Genomic DNA, 23820 nt, shown 5'->3' with positions numbered 1-23820 from the left:
AGCGCTTTATGGCAACGCTTGATCCAAACGCTGTGATCGCAAGGGCAAAGCTGACAGAGTACTTATTGGTTCAGTTGGCTCAAGATGATAAGTTACAGTTTTTAGCTCAAGCTGGCTACACGATCGAGAACTGGCAGCAACTTGAACGAGATTTACGAGAGCAGATTCTTGCACTGGAAGCAATACCAACAGCCCAAACCCGATATGGACAGAAGTATGCCATTACTGGAGCTTTGCATAGCCCTAATGGGATGACGATTCGAGTCAAAACGATCTGAATTGATACAGGTGAAGTGACCCGGTTTGTGACGTTGTTTCCGGCATAGGAGGTTAAGCATGACGTTTCGACTTTTTTCTCAGGTTGCTTTACGCGAAGATATCCCTGCACTGAAGTTAACAAAGGGAAGTATTGGCACGATTGTGGAATGCTATGCAGCGGTGGAAAAACAGGAAAATGGCTATAGCTTGGAAGGCTTAATTCCTCAAGAGACGGTTGAGGTTTCTGAGTCTCAAATTGAGGCGATCGCAGCCTCTACGCCACCAGTTCATACGGCAAGCTAACGCCCAACCCCATTGAGTGACGTGCTTTGAACTACCGCTACAGCCTCATAGTGCCATGGTCGGATGAGGGTCAGCTTTATTTAGTGACGCTTCCAGAATTCTCTGAGATAGCGATGCAACCATGCACTTACGGAAAGACGTACGAAGAGTCAATCGCCAACGCGCAAGAAGCGATCGCGGGCGATCTGGAATATTGCCAGAAAGAAGGTATAGCGCCACCTCAGCCCACTCCTGTTAATGTGTCCACTGCCAATTCAGTAAACTTCCTCGTGGCTGCCAATTAGTTCCGCGATCGCCTCATCAACCGTGCCACGAAACACATGACCCGACTGATACTCTTTTTTGGCTTGGGCAATATTGGCGGCAATTTCATCACGCCGTCGATCGCGCAGTCTCCGTTGCATGATATCTAGCAGGGCAAGCTGATCCTCTGGAGACAGTGCTTCAATCTCGTCTAAGATGCTGTCAAACGTCGAGAGCTTCATGATGATTGAGTTTGGAGCGGGACATTTATCATTTTAGTCAGGGTTTGCGAGCTTACAGAAGCGGATGAGTAGTGTCTAAGCCAGTAGTGCTTCAATTTCTGCATCCGTAAAGCCAAACTGTCTGAAGATTCTCAACACATAGGCTGGAGACATTTCACCTGCACCCATATCGATCGGGACAATTCTTTTTTGACCATCAACGATGCGACAGTAGAGGCAATGATCGCCTTTGCCTTCCCGGTAAAACGTGCAGCCTGCCTGTTCCAGAAGCTTGATTAGTCGCTTTGGTTTCAGTGAAGGGATGTTCTTAGGCATGAACAGTCCGAAGTTCATACGTTGTGGAGGTTGGCTCCTGAGATTCGATGCTCAGAAACTCATGCAGTTCCCCAATGGAGAGGGGTGCTGCGTACACAGCCTGATCAAGCTCTTTTACTGACTGCACAGAGTCAATTGCGTCTTGCAGCGCTTGCATTGCCTGGTTCTGGGTTTCGCCTTGCCCGACAATGCCGTTCTCCAGGCAGAGAGCCACCCAATAGCCTGCACTTTGCCGCAGCACCAGCGTGTAAAAAGCCATCACGGTGAACCAGTAAAGAATATCTTCAGTGTATCAACCACTCCCTACTCCCTACTCCCTACTCCCCACTCCCCATTGTGAATCCTCCGCCACCACTCACGCGCACTGTGGGTATGAGGATGCTGTTCGCCCAGCGTGCGCTCAAAGATTGCCACTGCACGGGTAATCAACGGCTTTGCTTCCGCGATGCGACTCATGTTGTAATACAACGCCGCGAGACTCCACAGGCTAATGGCAGTAGCGGGATGGTCGGCCCCTAACTCCTGCTCTCGAATCTGGAGCGCTCGCACGTACAACGGTTCCGCTTCGGCGTAGCGTCCCTGCGACTCGTACAACAGCGCCAAATTATTCAAGCCGTTTGCAGTATTGGGATGGTCGGCCCCTAGCTGTTGCTCCCGGATCTGGAGCGACCGCACGAACAATGGTTCCGTTTCGGCGTAGCGTCCCTGCGACTGGTACAACAAAGCCAAATTATTCAGGCTTTGAGCGACATCGGGATGGTCGGCCCCTAACTGCTGCTCCCGGATCTGGAGCGCTCGCACGTACAACGGTTCCGCTTCCGTAGTGCGTCCTTGTACCCGATACAACTCCGCCAAATTATTCAGACTGGTGGCGGTAGCGGGATGGTCGGCTCCTAACTCCTGCTCGCTGATTTGAAGCGCTCGCACGTACAACGGTTCCGCTTCCGTGGTAAGTCCCTGCGATTTGTACAACCCCGCTAAATTATTCAGGCTGGCTGCCGTATCGGGATGGTCGGCTCCCAACTGCTGCTCGCTGATTTGAAGCGCTCGCACGTACAATGGTTCTGCTTCGGCGTAGCGTCCCTGCAACTCGTACAACCCCGCTAAATTATTCAGGCTGGTGGCAACGTAAGGATGATCTTCTCCTAACTGTTGCTCATAGATCTGGAGCGATCGCATATACAACGATTCCGCTTCGGCGTAGCGTCCCTGTGATTTGTACAGTAAGCCCAAATAATTCAGGCTGTTTGCCAGGGGCGTGAGGTCGGGGAGGGGCTCGCGGCGTGAGATCGCGGCTTGGAAGGCAGCGATCGCCTTTGCAGTTTCCTGGGGATAGTCGATCGCCTTTCCTTGCTGGAGACGGTTAAAATAGGTCTCGCCTAAACTCTGGTACAGGCTCTCTAAGAGGGGAGAGTTCGGGTAGTCAGCCTGGAGGGTGGCAATTTGTTGTTCGATTGCGGCAGGGTCTGCGAGAGTTTCGGCGGTTTCAGTGGATTCGGTCTGGGGTTGAGTCAGCCATCGCTGTAGATCAGGGGGTTGCCATGCCATCGGCTGCACAAACTCAAATACGCCACCGCGCCAGCTCCAGAAGTCGGGAGCCTGTTGCGCTAATCCCTGGGCGACGGCCTCAGTCACCCACAGCACGATCGGCAACTGAAAGTCGCGCAAGCCCTCCCGCGTCCACTGTACGGAAAAGAAAAAGCGTTCCTGAGCAGATTTAGGTTGCTGCAAGCGCACGCCGAGCAGTTCATCGCCACCGCGCACGGTCACAACGGTTGGAGTCTCGGGGTGCCAGTCGGGAGTTTGTGCCTGCCAGTCGAGCAGGGTTTGCTTGAGGCTGGGCTGCTGGCGATCGAGCGTCACCTGATAGCAGGCAATGCTGTTTTGGGTTAGCTCTGCCTCGTAGGTACGGATGAGTTCGTCCCGGTAAAAGGGATTATCGCAAATGGCAATCAGCAGATTCAGCTTGTGCACACTTGCCCGCACAGATAAGATTAGCCGCCTCAGACTGTGCTGGTTGGCAGCCGCGAGTTCGGATGAATCAGTGATGACGGGTGAGGACATAGCGTCGTTCTACTCAAGCAAGCCTTGCCGCTGGAGCAAATCCACCACGATCGGGTGTACGTCGTACCACAAATCATCATTCTGGTATTCCAGCACCATCAGCCCGTGCAGCAATTTCACAAAGGCATCGCTGTCGGTATCTTTGTTGTTGAGGGTTTGGTAGACCTGCTTCAGCACAGGAAACAGACTGGTGCCAATCTGTCGGGCAAAATCGTTGCGAAGATTCCGTACTGCGACGTTTAAGATCTCATCGTTGATGGTCAGATCGGCGCGATCGGGTTCTAGTTCCAGTTGCACCATACATTCGGTGCAGCACTCGCGCCCCAGCCGCACCAGTTCGCGCATCACACCGCCACTCTTCAGCACCATCTGGTGAGCAGTGCCTGGATCAATGCAGGCAGCGGGAATCCGTTTCTTTAAGACCTCCAGAAAGATGTTGACGGTCTTGTCGATCGGCGCGGCTTCGGGCTTATGGCAGTCCGACTTGGCAAAAAACTTCGACACGGGAAACAACGCGGGGCGCACAATGCCTTCCGATGTGAGCGCACCCATCACCTGCGGGTCTTGCGTTGCCGAAATGGGAATGGTGAACACAATCCGAAATTGAGGCGAGAACAATACTTTGATGTTGTTGCGATAGATGGACTCCACCAGCGGCAAATCCAGCTTATCCAGGTCGTCGATCACCACCAGTACGGGCTTTTTAGTAGCAATTTGAATAGCAGCCGCAATGCGATCGGCATATTTCACCAGATCCACCACACGCTTCTCAAAAACCCGCTCAAATTCTTCTCGTGCCGCCTGCTCCTGCTGAAACTTCAGGGTGACAAATTTCAGAAGGTTACTAATCCCCAGCCCAAATTCTGACTTTGTGCTTTTCTCCTTTTTCTGCTTATGGGTGGTGTCCAGCCAGCCCAGTAAATTTTCCTTGATGTCGTCGTCAATGGCAATTTGCTTTTCCGTAGCAGCATGCAGCAGTTGCACAGCGATCGCATACAGAATCTTGCGATGCGTGATGTCAGCAGGCTCAATCATATCTGCAATGGAGAAAAACACCGTAAAGTGCTGGGGCTTCATCTCCACCGTAAAGCGCTTCAGTAACGTTGATTTGCCACAGCCAGTGTGTCCTGTAAACACGAACTTTTGCGCCTTCGCAGAAGCATTCACTTCCTGCTTCAGCCGCACCAACGGCTCACGTCCATAGTCCACGCGAAAACGCTCAATATCTTCTGGTTCAATCAGGGGAAGCAGATTGAAGTCCTGGTATGCCTGCTGAAAAACCTTGAGAAGCGCTTCGTTCATGACGTGGGAGAGAGATGAATCTGACCCTCATCATACCGAAACACTCGACAAGCGCTGCGTTAAACAGTCAGAACATACCTGGTTACAGATGCCTTTTTGATCCCGCAAGCGGTTCTCGCAAGTAACTCCGGCTCTTTTTTCAAGAACGTTCTAGTTTCAAGCCGCAGCGATCGCCCTTCAATCACGAACAGCCCCACTTAAAATGAGACGGCTCTCGCTTCAAATAAGAATATTCCTCCTTGAAACAGGAACGTTTCTACTCAAACCTTGAACGATCGCATTTCAAACAGAAACGATCGCACTCAAAATAGGAACATTCCTACTCAAACCTGGAACGATCGCACTTCAACCAGGAAGGATCGCACTTCAAACAGGAACTTTGTCACTTCAAACAGGAATGGTTGCACTTCAAACAGGAACGATCGCACTCAAAATAGAAATGTTCCGACTGAAAACAAAAACGTCCCCAGTTCAACCAGGAACGCTCTCACTCCAAATGGAATCAATTTCTGCATAGGGACGTTACATGTAACGTCCCTACGGATGCTTCTAAGGTGCCAGTGCGTTGCCGCGAATCAGGCTCCCGATCGTCTTTGCGGTAATCTTCAGCTGCGTCAGCGGATTCGCAGGCACCACTGTTTTATACAGGTAGCTGTCGAAAGTGAGTTTCTGCACATCGATGTCAGAGCACATTTCGACAAACGCCTCACGAGTGGCATCCGAGCGGTAGAAGACGGTTTGCAGGATGTCTAACACCTTGTAGGTCAAGCCATACTGCTTGTCCCAGCGTTTGATGTAGACCTTGAGATCCGCTTCGGTCGGGACGCGATCGCCCTTCTCGGAAAACTCCACAATCGCTTCGGCACACATCCGCGCCGACTTTGCTGCAAAGTAAATGCCTTCACCGGACGACTTGGTAACGGTTCCCGCTGCATCGCCGACCAGTGCGACCCGACCCACCACTCGGCGTGGTCTGGGATGTTCGGGAATGGGGTGTGCTTCCACACGAATAATTTTGCCACCGCGCAATCTTGCTGCTGCACGAGCGCGAATGCCCGCTTGCAGTTGCTTGATCTTTGACTGATTAGGCTTCATCGTGCCCGTACCCACTGCAACGTGGTCGTACTTAGGAAATACCCACGCATAGAAGTCGGGCGACACATCATCACCGACATACATTTCCGCCAGTTCGTTATAGTACGCCATCTTGTCTTCGGGCAACCGAATGCGCTCCTGAAAGGCGATCGCGTAATTGTAATCACCCGCATCGATTGCTTTCGCCACCCGCGAGTTGGCACCATCGGCACCAATCACCAGATCCACTTTCAGGGTTTTGGGTGTACCTTCCAAGCTCCCATTGGAGTGATCCGCGTAGTGCAACGTATACGGATCTTTGTCGTTGCTGGGAATTTCCAGCTTGTGCATCGTGCCATTAATGACTTTTGTGCCCAGCTTTTCAGCACGTTCGCGCATAAAGCCATCCAGCACTTCTCGACGGCACATACCGATGTATTCGTCATCTTTGAGTGTGCCGCCGATGTTGACCTCCACGTTTGAGGGAGAGATCATTTTCATCTTGCGTACACGGCGATCGATGATTTCGGGCGGCAGGTCAAACTCGCTCACCATACACAGCGGAATCGCACCACCGCATGGCTTCACGTTGTCCAACTTGCGCTCAATTAAATAGGTTTCAATACCTGCTTTTGCTAAAACTTCCGCGGCAGAAGAGCCTGCTGGACCGCCACCGACAACTGCAACCCGTAGTGCCAAAGGTTTTCTCCTAAATCGTTAGAAGCTACAGGATGCATGGTATCACGGACTTTTGACGGATATCCCTGAGTGGGAGGAGATCCCGCCAAGTTGAAACAGAGCTTAACAAAGTGAGGGGGAGGAGAAAGTTTTGAGTTTTGAGTTTTGAGTTTTGAGTTGGAAGAGAAGAGAGAGGTGTTTTGAGCTTTAGCCTTCTGCCTCCTGCCTTCTGCTTACTTCCCAATATTTCCCGGAGTCGGAATGCGCTGCGGCAGGACTGGACTAGGGGCTGCTGAGGCTGGTACTTGAGAACCATCAGGGGTTGCACTGCCAGGAGTCACTGTCGGTGGCGTAGTACGGGTACTTGGGGTAGTCGATCGCGGTTGCGCGGTCGTCGAGGTTGTTGCCGGAGTTGCAGTCGTTACAGTTGGTTGCGCGGTCGTCGCAGAGGGTGCTTTGTTCAAACCTAACAGCGCTTTAGAGGTGCTGTAGTAGGTTGCCCAGCGACGCGGATCGGGCTGACTACGCCATTGAGGACGAGTGGTGGCGAGCGACAGCACGGGCACTGTAGCAGAAGTCCCTTGCGCGATGATGACGATCGAAACATCGGTCACCAAAATGTCGCGATCGAAGCTCCGTTGCGTGGCGGCTCTGGCGATCGCTTCAGCACGACGTACCAACGTGTCGTAAGTTTCGGTGGGCTGTACATCGATCGTCACATTCACGGTGCTTGTATAAGCCTGGACGACAGAAGGGGCGATCGTCTGGGCAAACACTAGGCTTCCGGCCAGCCCCAAGACTGCCGCTAAACTCATCGGCACGACTCGTAGCTTCAACCGCTTGAATCTAGCTTGCGCGATTGCCTGTACTAAGCTTGGTAATTGCATTGCTACTTCACGCTCCTTGCTTTAAAGAGTCTATCAACAAGTTTGCCCAGCGCTGATGCTCAACTTTAGTCATGAGTCATGGCAAACAAAAGTGGCAGGCAGAACTTCAACTGAAAAATTTTATTTCACAGGTTGAAAGGATTATGGTCGATCTGCCTGAAGATGACTGCAATTAATAGCCAAGGTGAGGTAATTACGAAGGAAGCGATGGTAAGTGATCGCCAGCGTGCCACAAAAGACTGCGATCGCTGGAGCATTTTGCCTTCTGGAACGAGCGTGTCATGATAGAGATGACCGGGAATGCTATGTCAATAGATATCTGGGGCATCTGATATGAGACAGTGGGCAATCAGCGTCGGCATTAATCAGTATCAGTTTTTTCAACCCTTGAGCTTCGCCAAAAACGACGCTCAAGCGATTCAACAGTTCCTGGTTGACGATGTGGGGATTCCGGCTGAACAGTGCTTGCTGCTCACAGAGACCTCACCACCCCAGTGGGGCAAATCCACTTACCCCGATCGCCAAACGATTCAGAGTTGGCTTGACCTGCTGACGCAGGGATACATTCAGCCAGACGATACTCTTTGGTTTTTCTTCAGTGGCTATGGCATCTGTCAGCAAGGGCAAGATTATCTGGTGCCGATCGAGGGTGATCCAACCGCCGTTCAAGCTACCGCCATTCCGTTAGAAAGTATTTTTCGTAGCTTGAGGCAGGTCTCAGCAGCGAAGCTCTTGGTGTTGCTGGATGTGAATCGTAACGAGAGCAGCTTCTCTTACGAAACAGTGGGCAATCATACGGTGCATTTGGCAAACATCACAGGCATTCCCACGCTGCTGTCTTGTCAACCAGACGAGTTTTCGCGCGAAACTTCAGCGTTGGGTCATGGGTTTTTTACGGCAGCGCTGCTAGACAGTTTGCGAAATCGCCAATGTACTACTGTGAGTGCGTTAGGACAGTACTTAAGCCAGCATCTACCCGCGCTGAGTGAACACTATTGGCGACCCATTCAGCAACCTGTCACGATTTGCCCCACCGAAAAGCTGCAGCAATCGCTTGTACTGACAGGGGCTAAGGCCGCGATGCAGACGGTTGGCGATCGCTCGACTACACTCCAAACGGCAACAGCAACCGGTAAAGATTACCCTACGACTCTGCAAGCTTTGGCTAATCAAGGACACAGTTTATTGGGTGTGTCTGCCAACGGCAATGGCAATGGGCATCTTGCTTCGACAACAGCGGTAGCAAACCCTACGCAGATTGGGCTGTACGCGTCTGACGGTGGGACGATGGGGATGAATGCTGGCGGGACGCCAGGAGAGAACCGAAGCACTCATGCGTCTCCATCCTACGGTAGTCCTGGAGCTTCAAATGGCTCAACGAACGGCTATATGCCTCTTGCTAAGGGTTTAAATAATGGTTTTACGTCAGCCTCCACCCAAAATGGTGTTGGCACGTACAACCCTATCGACAGTGCCACCCAAAATCACGAGAATGGAGTGGCTCAACCCACACATGCAGCCACCGTGCCTCAGTCAAATTCTGATCACCCTAAAGACGTAAACGACGAAAGCTCTGATGCTCTTTTCTGGCAACCTGTGTTGCGGTGGGGCAGTTTTGTTGTAGTCGGGTTGATTCTGGGAGTGCTGCTGCGTAATTGTGCCGCTTTTACACCCAAAACTTCGTCAGTAGCGCCACAAGCGGTTCAGTCTGGTACGAAGCAAGCAGGCTCTGAACAAACAGGCTCTGGACAGATGCCCGTATCAGCAGCCTCCCCTAATACGAAGGCACCGGGTGCGAAGATACCGGATGTGAAGACAATCGTGCCCATATCCGTATCGACAAAACCAGCGGTCAAGACGCTCTCGCCACAGCCGATCGCAACCACTCAACAATTTGGAGTATCAGGTGCGAACCGACTCAATCTTTCTACTGGTACTGGAGCCACAGTCAAACCGCAGCCCGTTCAAACTAAGGCTGTAACTCATACGGCTCAACCGTCAGTACCATCTCACTTAGCAAAAGCGAGAGCACTGGCAGCAATGAAGAGTGACCAGGCGTCCCCATATTGGTACGCCATCCAGGAAGCTAGAAAAGTGCAGCCAGGACAACCAGACTACGCGCAGGCAAAACAGGAAATTGCCCAATGGAGTCGCCAAATCATGTCGATCGCCCGACAACGAGGCAGGCAGGGTGGGTTTGATGCTGCCATTATCGCTGCGCGCCTCATCTCTCAAGACCAACCGATGTATGCCGAATCGAAAACCGCTATCGCTAGCTGGTGTCCTCCGCTCAGACGGCAACGGGGCGCTAATCCAGTACAGCGGAACCAGGCTAGGGCAATTTGCCGAACCCTTAGCTGATCCCAGCGACAGCAAAGTTGCTTGTGCGCCTATAATATCTAGCGTTGCTGCACGTTTTCCTGTGACTGAGCCGCACCGGAATGAAAATTATAGTGAGGCAACAGCATCGAACCACCCCATAGAAGAACGACGCCAACCAGAATGCCCGTGAGCCAGCGCACCTGGTGCTGCAACTGCCGAATCTGACGCTCGCTCTCTGGCGTTTGTACTAACGGGGCTACTGCTGGATCGACTGCTACGGCTGCGTTAACTGCTGGTGCTGGATTGATCGCTAGCGTGGGCTTTGCCTGCGCTTCCATCACCTTCGTCACCGTAACGGCGGGCTGGGTGTCTGGAGCACTGAAGCGAACTTTGCGGTGCAGCCAGTTGGTAATCAGGCGCGGACAGTTTTTGTATAACCAGCGCAACGCAAACAGCTTGAAGGCGGGTTTAGACATGCCCGCGATCGCCTTCATCAATTGATTGAGCGGCTGAGAGCGCACCTTTTGATTAATCAAGTTGACTGAGCCAACATCATACAGGCAGTCCAGGATGAACTTGATGGTCACATCCTCCTGCCGGAGCAGATGCGCTAACAAAAGCTGCACATCCCGCATGCGTTCAGCTTCCATCTGAGCCTCTGCTATCAGTTTTGCTTTGGTTGCCCGTCCTGATACTGCCAGTTTAGTCATCACAAATTGGGGTGATCCGTGAGTACATTTAAATATCTTACTGATGCATGCTCAGCATGACAAAGCGTGTGCCTATTTTGCTTCTGTCCAAGGCACAATCTCATGGTGCATTTTAATCTTTTGTCGACGAATTAACGTGTAGCTCATAACGCTCTAAGCAATTGTTAGCACAAGAATACCTCAATGCTGGCTCCGCTCATACCGCTTAGTACGCACTCGGTACAAACAACGTTAACAAAGGCTATTGCCTTACGGGCAGCAAAATCTGAGACGGGCGATCGCTCCCACTTGCAACAGTCACGGTAATAATCTGCTGATCAATTAAACGGGTTTCGCTGGCAGGCACGCCCGTTCCCGCATTGACTGGGTACGATGGGAAACACGCTGCACTGAGGCTGAGACGAAGAGCATTGCCTTTGGAAAGGCGAATACATGTGGGTTGGAGCATTATTTGCAGCGGTACGGTTACCTGTCCTGGAGGCACACGCACATAGCCCTGTGTGAAATTGTAGACACTGCCATGCGATCGCACCTCAGCCAAGATAGCGCACAAGTCGAAGCTCAAAGCGTCTGCTGCACAATAAATCAACACAGAGACATCACCTGCCAGATACAAGTCTTCAGTGAGCGGTTCTGAGGTGTAGGTAAGAACGTCGGTGCGGCAGTCGAGACTGGAACGGTCTTGCGGGCCAGAGGGAATGGAGGCATGACCACCAAGAGCAGGCACCGATCGCCAGGGATCATGGACGAAGGTGTCGGATAATGCGGGAAGCGGTGAGGGAGTGGGGCGTTGAAGGGGTGCGGGGTGCGGGGATATCGGGATGAGAGTGCCTTCACGATCGCTCATACTGGCTAACCCAGTGCTATTAAGGACATAGGGAGTTGATTCGGCACTGGGCCATTGGTCAAAGAAACGCCACTGGTTGCTGCCCATCTCAAAAAGGGCGATCGCGGGTTCATCCAACAAGCCAGTATTCAAGCCTTTGAGGAATTGATCAAACCAACGAATTTGCAAGCGATCGCAGGGGGTAGACGCTTTGGTTCCAAAGTCGATCGCACCCACTTTACGTCCCCACGGCAAATGCGCCCACGGACCCACCAGCAACTGCTGGCGATCGGCACTACGGCTTGCCATTTCTTTGTAGAGATGCATCGTTCCCCGCAGAAATGTGTCAAACCAACCGCCAATATGCAGCATTGGCAAATTAACATCGTGCAAATACGTCTTGGGCGATAGCTTTTCCCAATAGTCGTCTGGTTCAGAATGCTGCAACCACTCATGGTAGAAGGACTCTGGATCAAGCGTTTTTAAGATGCCAGACTGGGTTGGCACGGGATCGCAGAGGGGCAAATTTCTGGCTGCTGTTGCAAGGGTGTGGTGGGCTGTGACATCGCCCTTCAGCCGAGCCGTTTCTGCCGCGATTTGGATGGCCCAACTAAGATTGGCTTGCAAGCAGAACGCGCCACCTTCATACGCCCAGTCGGTATACAGGTCATACCCAATCATCGCGGGACAAATAGCTTTAAGCGCAGGTGGCTTTGCAACAGCAGCGTACAGTTGCGTCATGCCTTGATACGAAAAGCCATACATGCCAACCTGCCCCGTGCTGCCGGGAAGGTTGGCTGCCCAGTTGACGGTATCCTCGCCATCCTCAATTTCATGGGCAAAGAGCTTGAACGAACCGTCCGACGTACCACGCCCACGGACATCCTGAATCACCACTATGTAACCATGAGCGGCATACCAGGTGGGATGGGCATACACGACCGTAGAGGCGATCGCCCTCCCATAGGGTTGTCGCATGAGTAAAACAGGAAACGAACCCTCATCATCGGGACGATAGACATCAGCATCCAACCGCACTCCATCACGAGTGAGCATAGACGCCGTTTCTTTGGGACGAACGTTGAACATCCCCCTCAACACAGCACTGGTGAAGGTGTGCGACGCAAGACCGCCATATCTTCCTCATCTAATTCAACAGGAATGCCGCTACGAATGAGTTCAGCAAAATCCTCGTTTGGCACCATAAAACAAAGGGCATACAGGCGTCCTGCCCCCGTGTTTTCGATCCCATGAATGCCTGTAGGAGGCACCAAAATGCTATCGCCTGCCTGAACGTGTACCGTTTTGCCATCGCAGGTTGCCAAGCCTTCGCCCTTGAGGACAAAAAACATTTCGACTGCAAGCTGATGACGGTTGGGCGGCGTTTTCCCACCAACATCAAAAATTTCGACGCATAGCGTGAGCGACATGTTGGCAATTTGGGGATCAAACACGATTGCCAACCGATTTGTGTCGTGAGGACTAATCCGAAACGCCTGGTAATCGAGCGGCGATTTGACAATCGGAATGACGCAGCTTTCAGAGTCCATGGATATTCCTCAGGTGGAGTGGGGAAGAAAAGGTCTGCAAATGTTTGACTGTTTTTAGTCAGTGGTTCGTAGTCCATCATTCACAGCAGTTGACCACTGACCACTGACCACTAAACACTAGACTTAATCGCATCTAAAAGTGCGTGGGAATCCGCCACAAAACCAAAGCACTGGTTAACGTTGTACAGCGTTGCCTGCCAGCAATAGTCGGGGGATGTTGTAGCGCTGCAATCAGTCAACAAGAGGCAATCGTAGCCCAGGAAATTGGCATCTTGCAGGGTTGCCATCACGCACTGATCGGCATTGACGCCCGCAAAGAACAGTGTCGTCTTGCCCAGGTTTTTCAGAATGCTGTCTAGCGGCGTGTCCCAAAAGCCGCTCATCCGGTACTTATCCACTCGAATATCTTCTGGCTTTTGCTCAAGCTCGTCTACCACAGCGGCTGCCCAGCTTTCTTTGATCAGTACTGGGGCATCATTTGCTGGTAACGGGTCGCCCAACCCCACCCCATCACCAGTGGGATTATAGACGTGCCGTAGCCCAGCGCTAATATTGAGCAAATCAGGACGATTGCCCCAATTGACCCATAAAATCGGCACTGAAGCACCCCGCAAAACAGGCAGCAAACCCTGAAGTGGGGCGATCGGCTGACGTGCCGGGTTCACATCAACACCAATATGCGCCAACCAGCCATCAGGATGGCAAAAATCGTTTTGCATATCAATGATCAGGATGGCCGCTTTGGCCAGATCCAGGCGTAGCGTTTTGGTAGCAGTGGTCAGCGTAATGATGTTGGAATCGAGGGGCGGACGGGTAATATCCGCGATCGCAGCGTTGACCGACCAGGCGTTGGGAGGCACTCCTAAAGTCCGAAGCGGTGATGTCATGCCAGTGCAATAGTTCTACGACTCTTCCTAGTATGAGGGGTTGCGTGTGGCAAGACTGTATTACAGACCATAAAAAAAGGGGCATTTAGCCCCTTTTTTATGACTCGTTGTCATCTATAACGATCAGATTAAGCGCCTTAAACAAGCTTTAAGTCTGGATACTGCACCAGTACATCGTCGCTTGTCAGCACCTCACCTTCAGCTTGCGGTGTCCAAAGCACTTCGAGAGCCAGGAGGCGATCGCTCGACACACCACCTAACTGCTGCAACGCCTGCCGCAGATCATCTGAGCTGTTTACTTTCGGCAGTTCCAGCTTGCCTTGAGAGCCGACCAACAGCGTCACCACAATGTATTCACCAGGCCCATCTGCCTGAGCCAAAGCCCCACCCTTCTCAGCGACAGCAAGACCGCTAGATGCTTGCTTGAGCTGATTGTTAACGTTAGACAAGGTTTCGCCGCTGAACTTACTGCGCTCAGCAATCAGCAGGCGGTTGAACTGCGACTCTGCTGCTTCTAACCGCGTTTGTTGCACGGTAGAACCAGCGTAAATCCAGTATTCTGGATGCCGCAACAGCGCCAGCGTGGACTCTTGAAGCACTTCAGCCAACCCAGTCGTAGAGCTTGTATCCGCTTTTTGGGCAATTTTGTTCAGGTCGGACTGCAGCTCTCTCGCTTCTGCCAACAGACCCACTTGTAGCTTGGCAACCGAAATCGTTGGGTTTTCAGCGCTGTAGCCCAGGCTGTCGTCATCAGAACGCGATCGACGGAAGCTTTGTACCAGGAAGTTGGCCACTGCCAAAAAGATCAGGATGCTGAACAATCCGCCTGCCCCACCACCCAAACCAAAGACCGGGAAAAGGAAGGGCAATCCGAAGCCACCACCATAACCACCGCCGTAGCCGCCGCCGTAACCACCACCGGGGGCATAGGAACGTGGAGCGGAGTAAGTGCTGCGGCTAGGTGCACGGAAAGAGCCGCCTCCAATGCGACCACCACCTGCTGCCAGCGCACCACCTGCGTGCCCAAACGACAGTGCGATGACTAAACCGATCGCCATGAGCGCCTTCACCCACGGCTTCATGATTGAACGTAATACTTTGTGCATAAATATGCCTACCCAGACGTTTGCTAAATGACAGTGAAACTCTGTCGGCTCCCTGTTCCATTTTGCCTGAAACTTCGCAGCGGTTGACTAAGAACGAAAGCCACTGGTACTAACCTACGAGCCGAGTAGAGCGATCCAAAACAGATTGGTTATCTGTTAAGAGTTGTTACTTTAGACCTCCCTACTACTGTATCGCCTTCAATGCCCCTTGAAAATCGATTGAAGGACGTAATCGTGGGTAGAAAGCCGTACGATCGTGTTCGTTCATCCAACCCTCCAAAAAAGAGAGCTGACGCGATGCAAGACCTCGCCCCAGAAATCTTCCGCCAGCGCTTGTTAGTAGATCAGTCATTTTAGTTTGGGCGATCGAGATCTTTCCTCTCAATCAAACGTTATAGTATTAACGTAAACTTTTGTAACTAAGCTACTGTCGTTGCTGCGAGTTAGCTATTGAGTGAGGCGCTCCTGCTGGCAACGTTGTGTAAATCCATCAGCCTTATTGAGAACTACTGACTCATGACTCAATCTCAACCAACGGTTACCCCCAAGTTAGAAGAGCCGAAATTCGGCTTTAGCGAGTATGCAGAACGCCTCAATGGTCGTGCTGCCATGATTGGTTTTGCGCTAACGCTGGTCATCGAGTACGCCACTGGACAAGGCGTGTTGGAGTGGCTAGGTTTGGGCTAATTCAGCCTTTTCAGGGAGAATGCGGACGCGAGCATATTTCAATCCCGTTACTCCCTGAAGTGGTTGCACGGTACCGCGGTCGACCTCAGCATCCACCCAACCTTCGCGCATCAGATAGCGGAGATACTGCTGGTACTCCGTCCGCTCTTCCTCGGTGCAGAAGACCAGAGTCAGCATTCCAGGCTGTGTGATGCGCGTACCAGTTTCTTCGTCAACCGCCTTATCAATGCGCTTTTTAACAATTTCGTAGCGCGTATCGCGACTACCCCGCACATCAAACAATCGCTCTGTCGTTTCGTCGTGGAAAATGTCCACTGCGGTATCCTGCACCAGCACTAGATGTGTGACTTGCATGTGCGTACTATATTTCTCCTGCAAGTGAAAAGCGGTTCTCGCACAGTCGCATACGGCACACAATTGCTCATAGCGCAGACTACGGAGTTGGAAGCTGCCAAATTTAGGATCGATCGACGCTCCCGCGTAGATCATGTGGTCGATCCCGTCTGTGGCTTCGATGTCGCAATAGTGAGGGGTTGTCTGCTGCATGGCGCTTTGCCAGCGATCCCAGGTTTCGCGCAAAAGGGCGTTAATCTGTCGAATCAGTTCATCGTAATGAGCACGTGCCCGATACACGCAGCCATGTTCATTCTCGCAGGCAGCACGGTATGCACTCACAGCCGTGATCGCAGCGTCCCCACACTGAGCAAAATAGTCAAAGTAAAGTTCCAGATGATCGTGCAGGTAGCGCAGCCGACTCACTTCCGCGTCGACAGTGACACACTCCTGCATCTGGCGAATATGCTCCACCAAATCCAGGTGCAGTTGTCGTCCCAAACTGGTTTCTCTAGTCTGACAGGCTGCATCAACAGCCGCTAAACCCAGGTGAAACTGCTCCAGCAAGTCGGCTTGAATCGCTCGGTTGCGTTCATCTGACGATCCCCGAATATCCGAAATGCCATACAGCGGATACACATTGGTAAACACGATCGGCTCTGGAGGCAACCCCAGACCGCGTCGCTCGGCTTCTTGCAAAAAGCGCCATTCTACAGCTGGGTGAATATTCGTGATAAAGCGCTGCTGCACGAGTTGCCGTTGAGCAGCCGTGAGTGCTCTGGTGTAAGCAGGAATCAGTTGCTCAGCATGACGGCAGTCGATCGCATCAAAGCTGTGGGGGCGATCGCTTAAGAGAGCCACAACACCCACTGCGTCAAGAGCGGTGGCTGTTGGATCAGCAATGGACTGGGAGTCAGAAGCGGCATGAGTTTCTGTATGTTCGTGCGCTTGCGTGTTCGTGTCTCTCTCTTGCTCGCCCTCTTGAGCGTCTCTGCCTATACTGGCCTGTATCGCAGTGTCCCCCACGACAACCCTCGGTGCCAGCAGCGGAATCAGCAGCAACGAACGGACGCCGATCGCCACCAATTGCCGTCCTGCGTCGGTACGGGGATCGGCAGCGAGGTCAGGGACAGTCAACACCTGATTGGTGCGGATGGCGCGCATGAAGTGCGATTGCTGCAAAGACTTCAGCGGATACAGGGTCGTGTGTGGCTCCTCGCTCAGCGAACCCATAAATAATCGGATTTGATCGGCTTCAATGCTGAGTACCAGCGTATTTTGGGCACGAAAGAGCGATCGCATTTGCTGATTCAGTTCACCAAATTTTTGGGGTCGCAGAATCGAATCGCGATCGATCAACAGGTGCGTAATGCGGCGCACAATTTCCCGTTCCGTTATATCCAGCCCTTCTAGCAGCAGCCAGCCATCAACCTGGTAGTTGTCTAACCGCAGCCGTTGTGCGAGCGATTCAAACTGCTCCGGATCATTCAGCGTCGCGGCTATGGCCTCCACTGCCATGCGTTCCAGACCCAGATCAGCAAACTCATCTAATTGAGGATTCAGGCGCGTGATGGTTAACTGATCCGATCGCAACCAAAACTCGACATAACGCAACTCTGGATACAGTGGGCTTTGCAGAGAAACCATGATTGGTTCCTCTAACAAGCGGCAGCCCTGCGGATTGAACTGGTAAAACTGCTCGAGAACGCGATGCAGCAGATGCCTGCAATACAATCGCTGAATGGCAGTATTGTCTGCTTCGCTGAGTCGTTGTTGCAGCAGCTGAGCGAGATCGCCCTGGGTGCCTGTGGTAACGCCAACCATCCGGCAAAAGAAATCATTCGCGTACTGCAAGGTCAGCGTCATTGGCTCAATAATCGCCATGAGTAACTGACTAGATCGCTGAAAATAGTGCCACCAGGCGCTGGGATCTGGCTCGTTTTGAGCTCCCATCGGGCCAGCAGCAATATGCTGCTGATTGTCCATCGCCAGCGCGACACGATCGGGGGACTGCCTCTCCGGACCATTCGTCCGAGTAACGGCCTCTTCATGCTCGCTCAATGGCATAGTCGATGGCTCAGAGATATGCATGGTGGTCTGCCTTGGCTGGAGAAACACTCAACGAGTGCGTGATGATTCAGGTTAGTTTCAGCTAGTATGCCCCGATGCGCTGTCTTTCTTATGTGATCACAGCCGTACTCGTCGGTAAGCTAATCGCTTAACACGCCATAAGGCGATCTTTTTCCAGCTTACTGCAAGCGTTCTGACAGTAACCAAACCACTCATAGCAATCCGTTAGCAAGCAGTAGTTTGCTTTTCTATGCCAGCCTTTTCGTGGATTCACTGAATGAAGCGAACCGAAAGCGCTAATCTGGATAGAGAGCAAGCAGCGATTTACTGTGAGGCTGCTTTGTGGGCAGTGGTATCGCACTCTCTGTTTGCAGAAATAACTAGCTGGCAAGAAATGAGTCATGTTTGAAGCGCTCTCCGATCGCCTGGAGTCTACCTGGAAAAAGCTGCGAGGTCAGGACAAGATCTCCGAAGCCAATATTAAAGATGCTGTGCGTGAAGTGCGGCGGGCTCTGCTAGAAGCAGATGTCAGCCTTCAGGTCGTGAAAGATTTCGTCGCAGCGGTTGAAACCAATGCTCAAGGCGCGGCAGTCATCGCTGGCGTGCGCCCCGATCAGCAATTTATTGAAATTGTCCACAACGAATTGGTGCAGGTGATGGGCGGCGACAATGCGCCTCTCGCCGAGGCAGCTACGGCACCAACCGTCATTCTCATGGCGGGTCTGCAGGGGACGGGTAAAACTACTGCCACCGCGAAACTAGCGCTGCATTTGCGTAAAGAAAACCGCTCTACGCTGCTCGTCGCAACGGATGTGTACCGTCCAGCGGCGATCGACCAACTCCTTACCCTCGGTCGCCAGATCGATGTGCCCGTCTTTGAACTGGGTAAAGACGCGAATCCAGTTGACATTGCGCGTCAAGGGGTCGAGAAAGCCAAAGCCGATGGCATCAACACCGTCATCATTGACACGGCGGGACGACTGCAAATCGATGCCGACATGATGGCAGAGCTGGCGCAGATTAAAAACACCGTGCAGCCCGATGAAGTGCTGCTGGTTGTCGATGCGATGACAGGTCAAGAAGCGGCCAACCTCACCCAAACCTTCCACAGTCAAATCGGCATCACGGGTGCCATTCTGACCAAGATGGATGGCGATACGCGTGGTGGAGCAGCACTTTCAGTTCGACAAATCTCCGGTCAGCCGATCAAATTTATCGGGGTCGGTGAAAAAGTTGAGGCGCTGCAGCCCTTCTATCCCGATCGCATGGCGTCTCGCATTCTGGGTATGGGTGATGTGCTGACTCTGGTCGAGAAAGCGCGAGAAGAAGTAGACATGGATGAAGCCGAAAAGATGCAGGAGAAAATTCTCTCTGCTAAGTTCGACTTCACCGACTTCCTCAAGCAGACCCGGATGCTCAAGAACATGGGGTCGCTGGGCGGCATTATGAAAATGCTTCCCGGCATGGGCAAGATCAGCGACGAGCAGTTGCAGCAGGGCGAAAAGCAGCTTAAACGTGCCGAAGCCATGATTGGCTCAATGACCGTCGCCGAGCGTAAAAATCCCGAATTGCTATCCGGTTCGCCCAGTCGTCGTCGTCGCGTTGCCCGTGGTGCTGGCTATGGTGAAAGCGATGTCAGCAAGCTGGTAAGCGACTTCCAGAAGATGCGATCGCTCATGCAGCAAATGGGACAGGGACGCTTTCCCGGCATGGGTGGGATGCCCAGTATGGGCGGGATGCCTGGGATGCCCGGTATGGGTGGCATGCCCAGCGGCAACCGTCCCCCACAACCTGGCTGGCGCGGCTACGCGACTGGGGGCAATAAGAAGAAGAAGGACAAGAAGAAGAAAGGCTTTGGGAACTTGTGAGGGGAAAGGCTAAAGGATGAAGGATGTAGATGCTTGCTTCTGCGGAGCAGTGGGCTAAGGGCTATTGAGTTTTGAGTGAGGCGAGAGGAGCAAGAGTTTTGAATTGTCTCCCTACTCCCTGCTCCCTACTTCCTACTTACTGGAACTCTTTCGCACGCTTTTCAAGCGCTTTGACAATGTCCGCCCAAGCCTGGTCACGATCGCCATTCCCCTCAGAAAACGTAATCACGGCTTTCCCATCGCGTGGTAGGGCTTGCAGATCTTTGAGGATAGGTTCGCTGCTCCACATGCACTGACGGATGATGATAGGGATGACGCGCATGCCTTCTTCTTTGCGTCGTTGCAGCAATCGGGGTACTTCTTGATCGGAGATAAAGCGCGAGGCAAGGAAGTTTTTGCTCACGAGCAGTAAGGCTATGTCACACTCATTCATCGCGGTTTGAATGGCTTGATACCACTCATCACCAGGTTCAATCAAGCGGTCTTGCCACGCATTAATGATTCCTTGACGCTGCATACTGGCAAGCATTGTCACTAACTCATCTTTAAATTCTTCGTCTTTGTGGGCGTAGCTAATAAAGACTTTGAGCGATTTAATAGTTGGTGTAAGGTCTGGGGCAAATTGACTCAGGTTCTCTTCCCATTGTCGGTGCAAGCTTTCACGTAGCGGCGCAAAGCCCATAAGATCAAAGGGAATGGCGTACAAATTCAGCACCAAATCAAACAGGCTGACAGGATAGTGGGAGGGATTGCAAAAGTCGCCAGGTTTGCACCCACGCAAATCATGCGAGGAAGCTGATGTGGTTTTGCTTTCCAGGACAAGGGAAAGCAGGCGCTTCTTGCTGACTAAACGTGACTGAATCAAGGTGCGATCGTCTTTCAGCGCTGCCGCAGATTGTTGCCATGCTTGCTGATAGGCAGGCGTATCCAACACCACGACATAATCATCAGGTTGAACCTGTGCCACATCGCTCACCAAATAAATGCCCGCATCCCGCAAATCATGCTGGAAGATTTTAGCCCAGGTTTCCTGGGCTGGCACATAGCTGAGGTGGCAGCGGGGAGCCGCCCATTGGCGACGGTAGCCTTTGACATTGGAAAGGTGGGTTTCATAGGTATTCCGCAGGCGGGCGATCGCTTCTTCCCGTTGCAGCCAGCTAGAGGCGCTGGTGCCAATGCTAGCAGGTTGCGCGGCTGGGAGATCCACTTTGCTGCCGCACTCCTCACAGAAGGCAAAGGTCTTGCCCTCCCGACTGCGCTTGGTGACAGTGGTACGCTCCAGGCGGTGATGGTTCTCACAGAGAACAGGTGGAAAGCGGGTGACTTCGACTTCGCGTTGATAGAGGAACTGTTCAAACAGGGTTTGAAACGCGGTGCGTCCGCTGGTGGGCATCTGGTCGCCGTAGTAGAGCACCAGTTCAATCTCGCCTTCACGGTCTGCCAGCATGCGAAAGCCGCAGATTTGCCCCGCGTCCATTTCGTACTGCGCCTGGTTTTGCCAGTGATTGATGCGGAGAAAGGAGGGCGTGTAGCCGAGCAAGACCACCAGCGTGGCGTAGATGTTTTCGACCCGACCGCGCACGATGTAGGAAATATCGTCGCTGAAGGGAGTATCGTCTTGCAGAGGGCGCTTTTGCTTGATGAGTGCTGGAAAGATCAACAGCGTATCGGTGTCCAGGGTTTCGCGGAAACAAATGCTGTGATCGAGAAAGCGCAGCACGGCGGCATCCAGCAAAAGCTGCTGTTCGGCTGGCTCCAGACCCTTGAGTTCATCAAAGGCATAGTTGCCCTTTAGCAGTTCCGCTTCATTGATGGCTCCCAGTTCGCGGGGGTGTTTGTCTGCCTGGAGCACGATCGACGCTGCCAGACCCACCAGCAATTCGGGCCTGAGCAAGATCGATTGCTCACCCGCAGAACTCCGCAGGATAGATACATAGCCATGATTTTCCAGATGCCCCACGGCGGTCATCATCTCGGCATCAGTGAACGTCCAGACCTGGTCGGTTTCGGAAACCTCCGAGGTCTCAAGCGAGGTCTCAAGTAAGACGCGCAACTCTGCTGGACTGACCAGTACATTTTTGCGATCGGGCTGTTCCTTGAGTGCCAGCACGTAGTCTTTAATGCGCTTGAAGGTGACGGTGGTGACGGTAGTGGTCATCTCGTCCCAGGGGATCTGAGCTTTGAGACGCTCCAGCAGTTCTGGTAGCCCGTCACCCGTCATGGCGCTGGTGCTGATATAGCCACCGCTGATGCCGTAGCGCTGGCAAAACTGCTCCAGGTCTTGCTGGGAGAGGGCGGGCGCACCGCGATCCACCCGTGCCCCGACCAACACGCTGGGCGGTAGTTGAGCGTTTCCTTTTAGCTGCTCCAGCCAGAACTCTGCCCCTTTAAGTGGATCTTGACGGTTGCTGGGGTCAAACAAGACCAGCGAGGCATTCACATGGTCTAAAAAGATGGAGTGGATGGAGCGATACACATGCTGACCTGCCAGATCCCAGAGCACCGCTTCGCATTGCGTGCCGTCCTTGCGGGTTTTGCCCAGTTCATCAATCACCCAGAACTGCTGACCGTGGGTGGAGGCGTGTTCCTTGAATTCGTTTTGCGCGAGCCGATAGCCCAAACCCGTTTTGCCTACACCGGAATCCCCGACCAGGACAATTTTTGCGGTTGTATAGTGGACGCTTTTCTGCGCCTGTCCGAGCAAAAGGCTCTCGTCTAACTCCCAGATGCGAATCGTACAATCTTTTTCTCCCAGTGTTGCTAGCAAGGGAAGGCTGGGGTGGAAGGCAACACTGGGATCGTAGGTGTCACTTGCTTCATTTATCACCGCCACGCATGCCCAGGTGTCACAACGCCATATACGGACGGTATTATCACTGCTCTTGGAAGCCAACCACTTATCATTAGTGGAAAGAGCGATGCATCTAACATAGCCTGAATGAACCTCCAACATTTGCAATGTCTTACCACTGGTTGCATCCCATAGGCGAATGGTGTTGTCAGCCGAAGCCGACAAGAGGCGCTGACTATCTCGCAACCATTCCACAGTGTAAACCGAGTTAGTATGCCCTTGCAGAGTATGTAAATGCTTGCCGCTGGTCGCGTCCCATAAGCGGATGGTGTCGTCACCAGAACTCGAAGCGAGGTGCTGACCATCAGGTGACCACGCTACGCTTTGAATCCAGCTGGTGTGCCCTCGTAAACTTTGTAGTTTCTTGCCACTAACCGTATCCCATAGGCAGATGGTTTGATCTTGAGAACCCGAAGCGAGACGCTGACCATCAGGTGACCACTTCACGCTCCAAACTATGTCGGTATGCCCTTTCAAAGTTTGTAAAGGCTTACCGCTAGCCACGTTCCACAAGCAGATTGTATTACCAGAAGAATTATCCGAGGCGAGGCGCTGAGTATTAGGCGACCACGCTACGCTGTTAATTTCGCCATCCCCTTGCAATGTTTGTAACGCTCTGCTGCTAGCGACATCCCAAATGCGGATAGTTGTATCGTCTGAAGGTGAGGCAAGCAGTGAACCATCGGGTGACCAGGCAATCCGACCGATGTCATCTTCATGTCCCCGCAAAATCCGTCGTAGGGTCAGTCCGGGTACGGGTGATTCACCCACGCGCACGCCATCGGCAGGTTCGGGGTCGTAGTTGGGCAAGTCGGGGAGGAATTCGGATGGGGGCATGGTGGGAGGAGGGAGTTTTTGTTGCCGCAACTTGATTATAGGAAAGGGAGTAGGGAGTGGGGAGTGGGGAGTGGGGGTGAGTCATGTTTTACACTGGAGAGGCGATGAGTACGATCGCGCAGGCTAACGCTAACGCTCAAGAGAGGCAAACATGGAACCGATCGTCTATCAGGTCGATGCCGTCTGGGACAACGATGCCTCGGTTTGGGTGGCAACGAGCGACGATGTGCCAGGCTTAGCCACTGAAGCCGATACCATTGAGGCGCTGAGCCGAAAGCTTCGGGATCTAATCCCCGATCTGCTGGTGCTCAATCATGTGATTGCTGCTGATTATGCAGGCGCGATCGCGGTGCAACTTACCAGCCATCGGCAGGAACTCATTCAGGTGGCCTCCTAAATGGCTGCTT

General features: G+C 52.7%; 21 protein-coding genes. 7 read left to right on the top strand and 14 right to left on the bottom strand.

What is annotated here, in order from left to right; all coding sequences use genetic code 11:
- Positions 1 to 8: 8 nt before the first annotated feature.
- From C7B82_RS15590 to C7B82_RS15580, 3 genes are all read left to right on the top strand, one after another.
- Positions 9 to 278 (top strand): DUF6883 domain-containing protein, encoded by a 270-nt coding sequence (locus C7B82_RS15590; protein ID WP_106257210.1) that lies wholly within the window; start codon positions 9 to 11, stop codon positions 276 to 278.
- A gap of 58 nt (positions 279 to 336) precedes the next feature.
- Positions 337 to 561 (top strand): DUF4926 domain-containing protein, encoded by a 225-nt coding sequence (locus C7B82_RS15585; protein WP_106257209.1) that lies wholly within the window; start codon positions 337 to 339, stop codon positions 559 to 561.
- Positions 562 to 674: 113 nt separating this feature from the next.
- Complete coding sequence (locus C7B82_RS15580; RefSeq protein WP_245939921.1) at positions 675 to 845, top strand: type II toxin-antitoxin system HicB family antitoxin; 171 nt, start codon at positions 675 to 677, stop codon at positions 843 to 845.
- On the opposite strand, the gene C7B82_RS15575 is transcribed toward C7B82_RS15580, so the two are convergent.
- The 7 genes from C7B82_RS15575 to C7B82_RS32370 form a co-directional block, all read right to left on the bottom strand.
- Positions 816 to 1046: a hypothetical protein gene (locus tag C7B82_RS15575; protein ID WP_106257207.1), complete on the bottom strand. Its 231-nt coding sequence runs from the start codon at positions 1044 to 1046 to the stop codon at positions 816 to 818. The genes C7B82_RS15580 and C7B82_RS15575 overlap by 30 nt on opposite strands.
- A 75-nt stretch (positions 1047 to 1121) precedes the next feature.
- Positions 1122 to 1361, bottom strand: a complete 240-nt coding sequence (locus tag C7B82_RS15570) for a type II toxin-antitoxin system HicA family toxin (RefSeq protein ID WP_106257206.1) — start codon at positions 1359 to 1361, stop codon at positions 1122 to 1124.
- Positions 1354 to 1620, bottom strand: coding sequence for a type II toxin-antitoxin system HicB family antitoxin (locus tag C7B82_RS15565; RefSeq protein WP_106257205.1), 267 nt, complete (start codon positions 1618 to 1620; stop codon positions 1354 to 1356). Before C7B82_RS15565 ends, C7B82_RS15570 begins: the two co-directional genes overlap by 8 nt.
- A gap of 44 nt (positions 1621 to 1664) precedes the next feature.
- The gene (locus C7B82_RS15560; protein ID WP_146141165.1) at positions 1665 to 3425 is read right to left on the bottom strand and encodes a tetratricopeptide repeat protein; all 1761 of its coding nucleotides are present in this window, start codon (positions 3423 to 3425) and stop codon (positions 1665 to 1667) included.
- A 9-nt stretch (positions 3426 to 3434) separates the two neighbouring features.
- Positions 3435 to 4727, bottom strand: coding sequence for an ATP-binding cassette domain-containing protein (locus tag C7B82_RS15555; RefSeq protein WP_106257204.1), 1293 nt, complete (start codon positions 4725 to 4727; stop codon positions 3435 to 3437).
- Positions 4728 to 5276: 549 nt separating this feature from the next.
- Positions 5277 to 6500 (bottom strand): geranylgeranyl reductase, encoded by a 1224-nt coding sequence (gene chlP / locus C7B82_RS15550; RefSeq protein WP_106257203.1) that lies wholly within the window; start codon positions 6498 to 6500, stop codon positions 5277 to 5279.
- Between the two features lie 212 nt (positions 6501 to 6712).
- A complete protein-coding gene (locus C7B82_RS32370) occupies positions 6713 to 7366 on the bottom strand; it encodes a hypothetical protein (protein ID WP_181357514.1) in 654 nt (217 codons plus the stop codon).
- 333 nt (positions 7367 to 7699) lie between these two features.
- Here C7B82_RS32370 and C7B82_RS15540 point away from each other — a divergent pair, with 333 nt between their 5' ends.
- Positions 7700 to 9727, top strand: a complete 2028-nt coding sequence (locus C7B82_RS15540) for a caspase family protein (RefSeq protein WP_106257202.1) — start codon at positions 7700 to 7702, stop codon at positions 9725 to 9727.
- Positions 9728 to 9765: 38 nt separating this feature from the next.
- Here the strand turns inward: C7B82_RS15540 and C7B82_RS32365 are convergent, their stop codons facing one another.
- From C7B82_RS32365 to C7B82_RS15515, 5 genes are all read right to left on the bottom strand, one after another.
- Positions 9766 to 10398, bottom strand: a complete 633-nt coding sequence (locus C7B82_RS32365) for a hypothetical protein (protein ID WP_181357513.1) — start codon at positions 10396 to 10398, stop codon at positions 9766 to 9768.
- 241 nt (positions 10399 to 10639) lie between these two features.
- Positions 10640 to 12313 carry a CocE/NonD family hydrolase gene (locus tag C7B82_RS15530; protein ID WP_106257201.1) on the bottom strand — a complete coding sequence of 558 codons (1674 nt, stop codon included), beginning with the start codon at positions 12311 to 12313 and terminating at the stop codon, positions 10640 to 10642.
- Between the two features lie 5 nt (positions 12314 to 12318).
- Positions 12319 to 12774 carry a cupin domain-containing protein gene (locus C7B82_RS15525; RefSeq protein ID WP_106257200.1) on the bottom strand — a complete coding sequence of 152 codons (456 nt, stop codon included), beginning with the start codon at positions 12772 to 12774 and terminating at the stop codon, positions 12319 to 12321.
- 110 nt (positions 12775 to 12884) lie between these two features.
- Complete coding sequence (locus C7B82_RS15520) at positions 12885 to 13661, bottom strand: cysteine hydrolase family protein (RefSeq protein ID WP_106257199.1); 777 nt, start codon at positions 13659 to 13661, stop codon at positions 12885 to 12887.
- A gap of 137 nt (positions 13662 to 13798) precedes the next feature.
- A complete protein-coding gene (locus tag C7B82_RS15515) occupies positions 13799 to 14743 on the bottom strand; it encodes a DUF1517 domain-containing protein (protein ID WP_245939920.1) in 945 nt (314 codons plus the stop codon).
- 540 nt (positions 14744 to 15283) lie between these two features.
- On the opposite strand from C7B82_RS15515, the gene C7B82_RS32360 reads away from it, so the two are divergent.
- Complete coding sequence (locus C7B82_RS32360) at positions 15284 to 15454, top strand: hypothetical protein (protein ID WP_181357512.1); 171 nt, start codon at positions 15284 to 15286, stop codon at positions 15452 to 15454.
- On the opposite strand, the gene C7B82_RS32355 is transcribed toward C7B82_RS32360, so the two are convergent.
- The gene (locus C7B82_RS32355) at positions 15440 to 17878 is read right to left on the bottom strand and encodes a GAF domain-containing protein (RefSeq protein WP_219904450.1); all 2439 of its coding nucleotides are present in this window, start codon (positions 17876 to 17878) and stop codon (positions 15440 to 15442) included. The genes C7B82_RS32360 and C7B82_RS32355 overlap by 15 nt on opposite strands.
- Positions 17879 to 18258: 380 nt before the next feature.
- On the opposite strand from C7B82_RS32355, the gene ffh reads away from it, so the two are divergent.
- Positions 18259 to 19725: a signal recognition particle protein gene (gene ffh, locus C7B82_RS15505; protein ID WP_106257197.1), complete on the top strand. Its 1467-nt coding sequence runs from the start codon at positions 18259 to 18261 to the stop codon at positions 19723 to 19725.
- Between the two features lie 136 nt (positions 19726 to 19861).
- On the opposite strand, the gene C7B82_RS15500 is transcribed toward ffh, so the two are convergent.
- Positions 19862 to 23413: a WD40 domain-containing protein gene (locus C7B82_RS15500; protein ID WP_106257196.1), complete on the bottom strand. Its 3552-nt coding sequence runs from the start codon at positions 23411 to 23413 to the stop codon at positions 19862 to 19864.
- 151 nt (positions 23414 to 23564) lie between these two features.
- Between C7B82_RS15500 and C7B82_RS15495 the strand changes: the two genes are divergently transcribed.
- Positions 23565 to 23810 carry a DUF1902 domain-containing protein gene (locus C7B82_RS15495; protein ID WP_106257195.1) on the top strand — a complete coding sequence of 82 codons (246 nt, stop codon included), beginning with the start codon at positions 23565 to 23567 and terminating at the stop codon, positions 23808 to 23810.
- The last annotated feature ends 10 nt before the right edge of the window (positions 23811 to 23820 follow it).

Origin of the sequence: Stenomitos frigidus ULC18 (assembly GCF_003003795.1) — a bacterium.
Lineage (GTDB): Bacteria > Cyanobacteriota > Cyanobacteriia > Leptolyngbyales > Leptolyngbyaceae > Stenomitos > Stenomitos frigidus_A.
The sequence above is the reverse complement of the archived record's forward strand: the minus strand, read 5'-3'. Positions and strand labels throughout refer to the sequence as shown.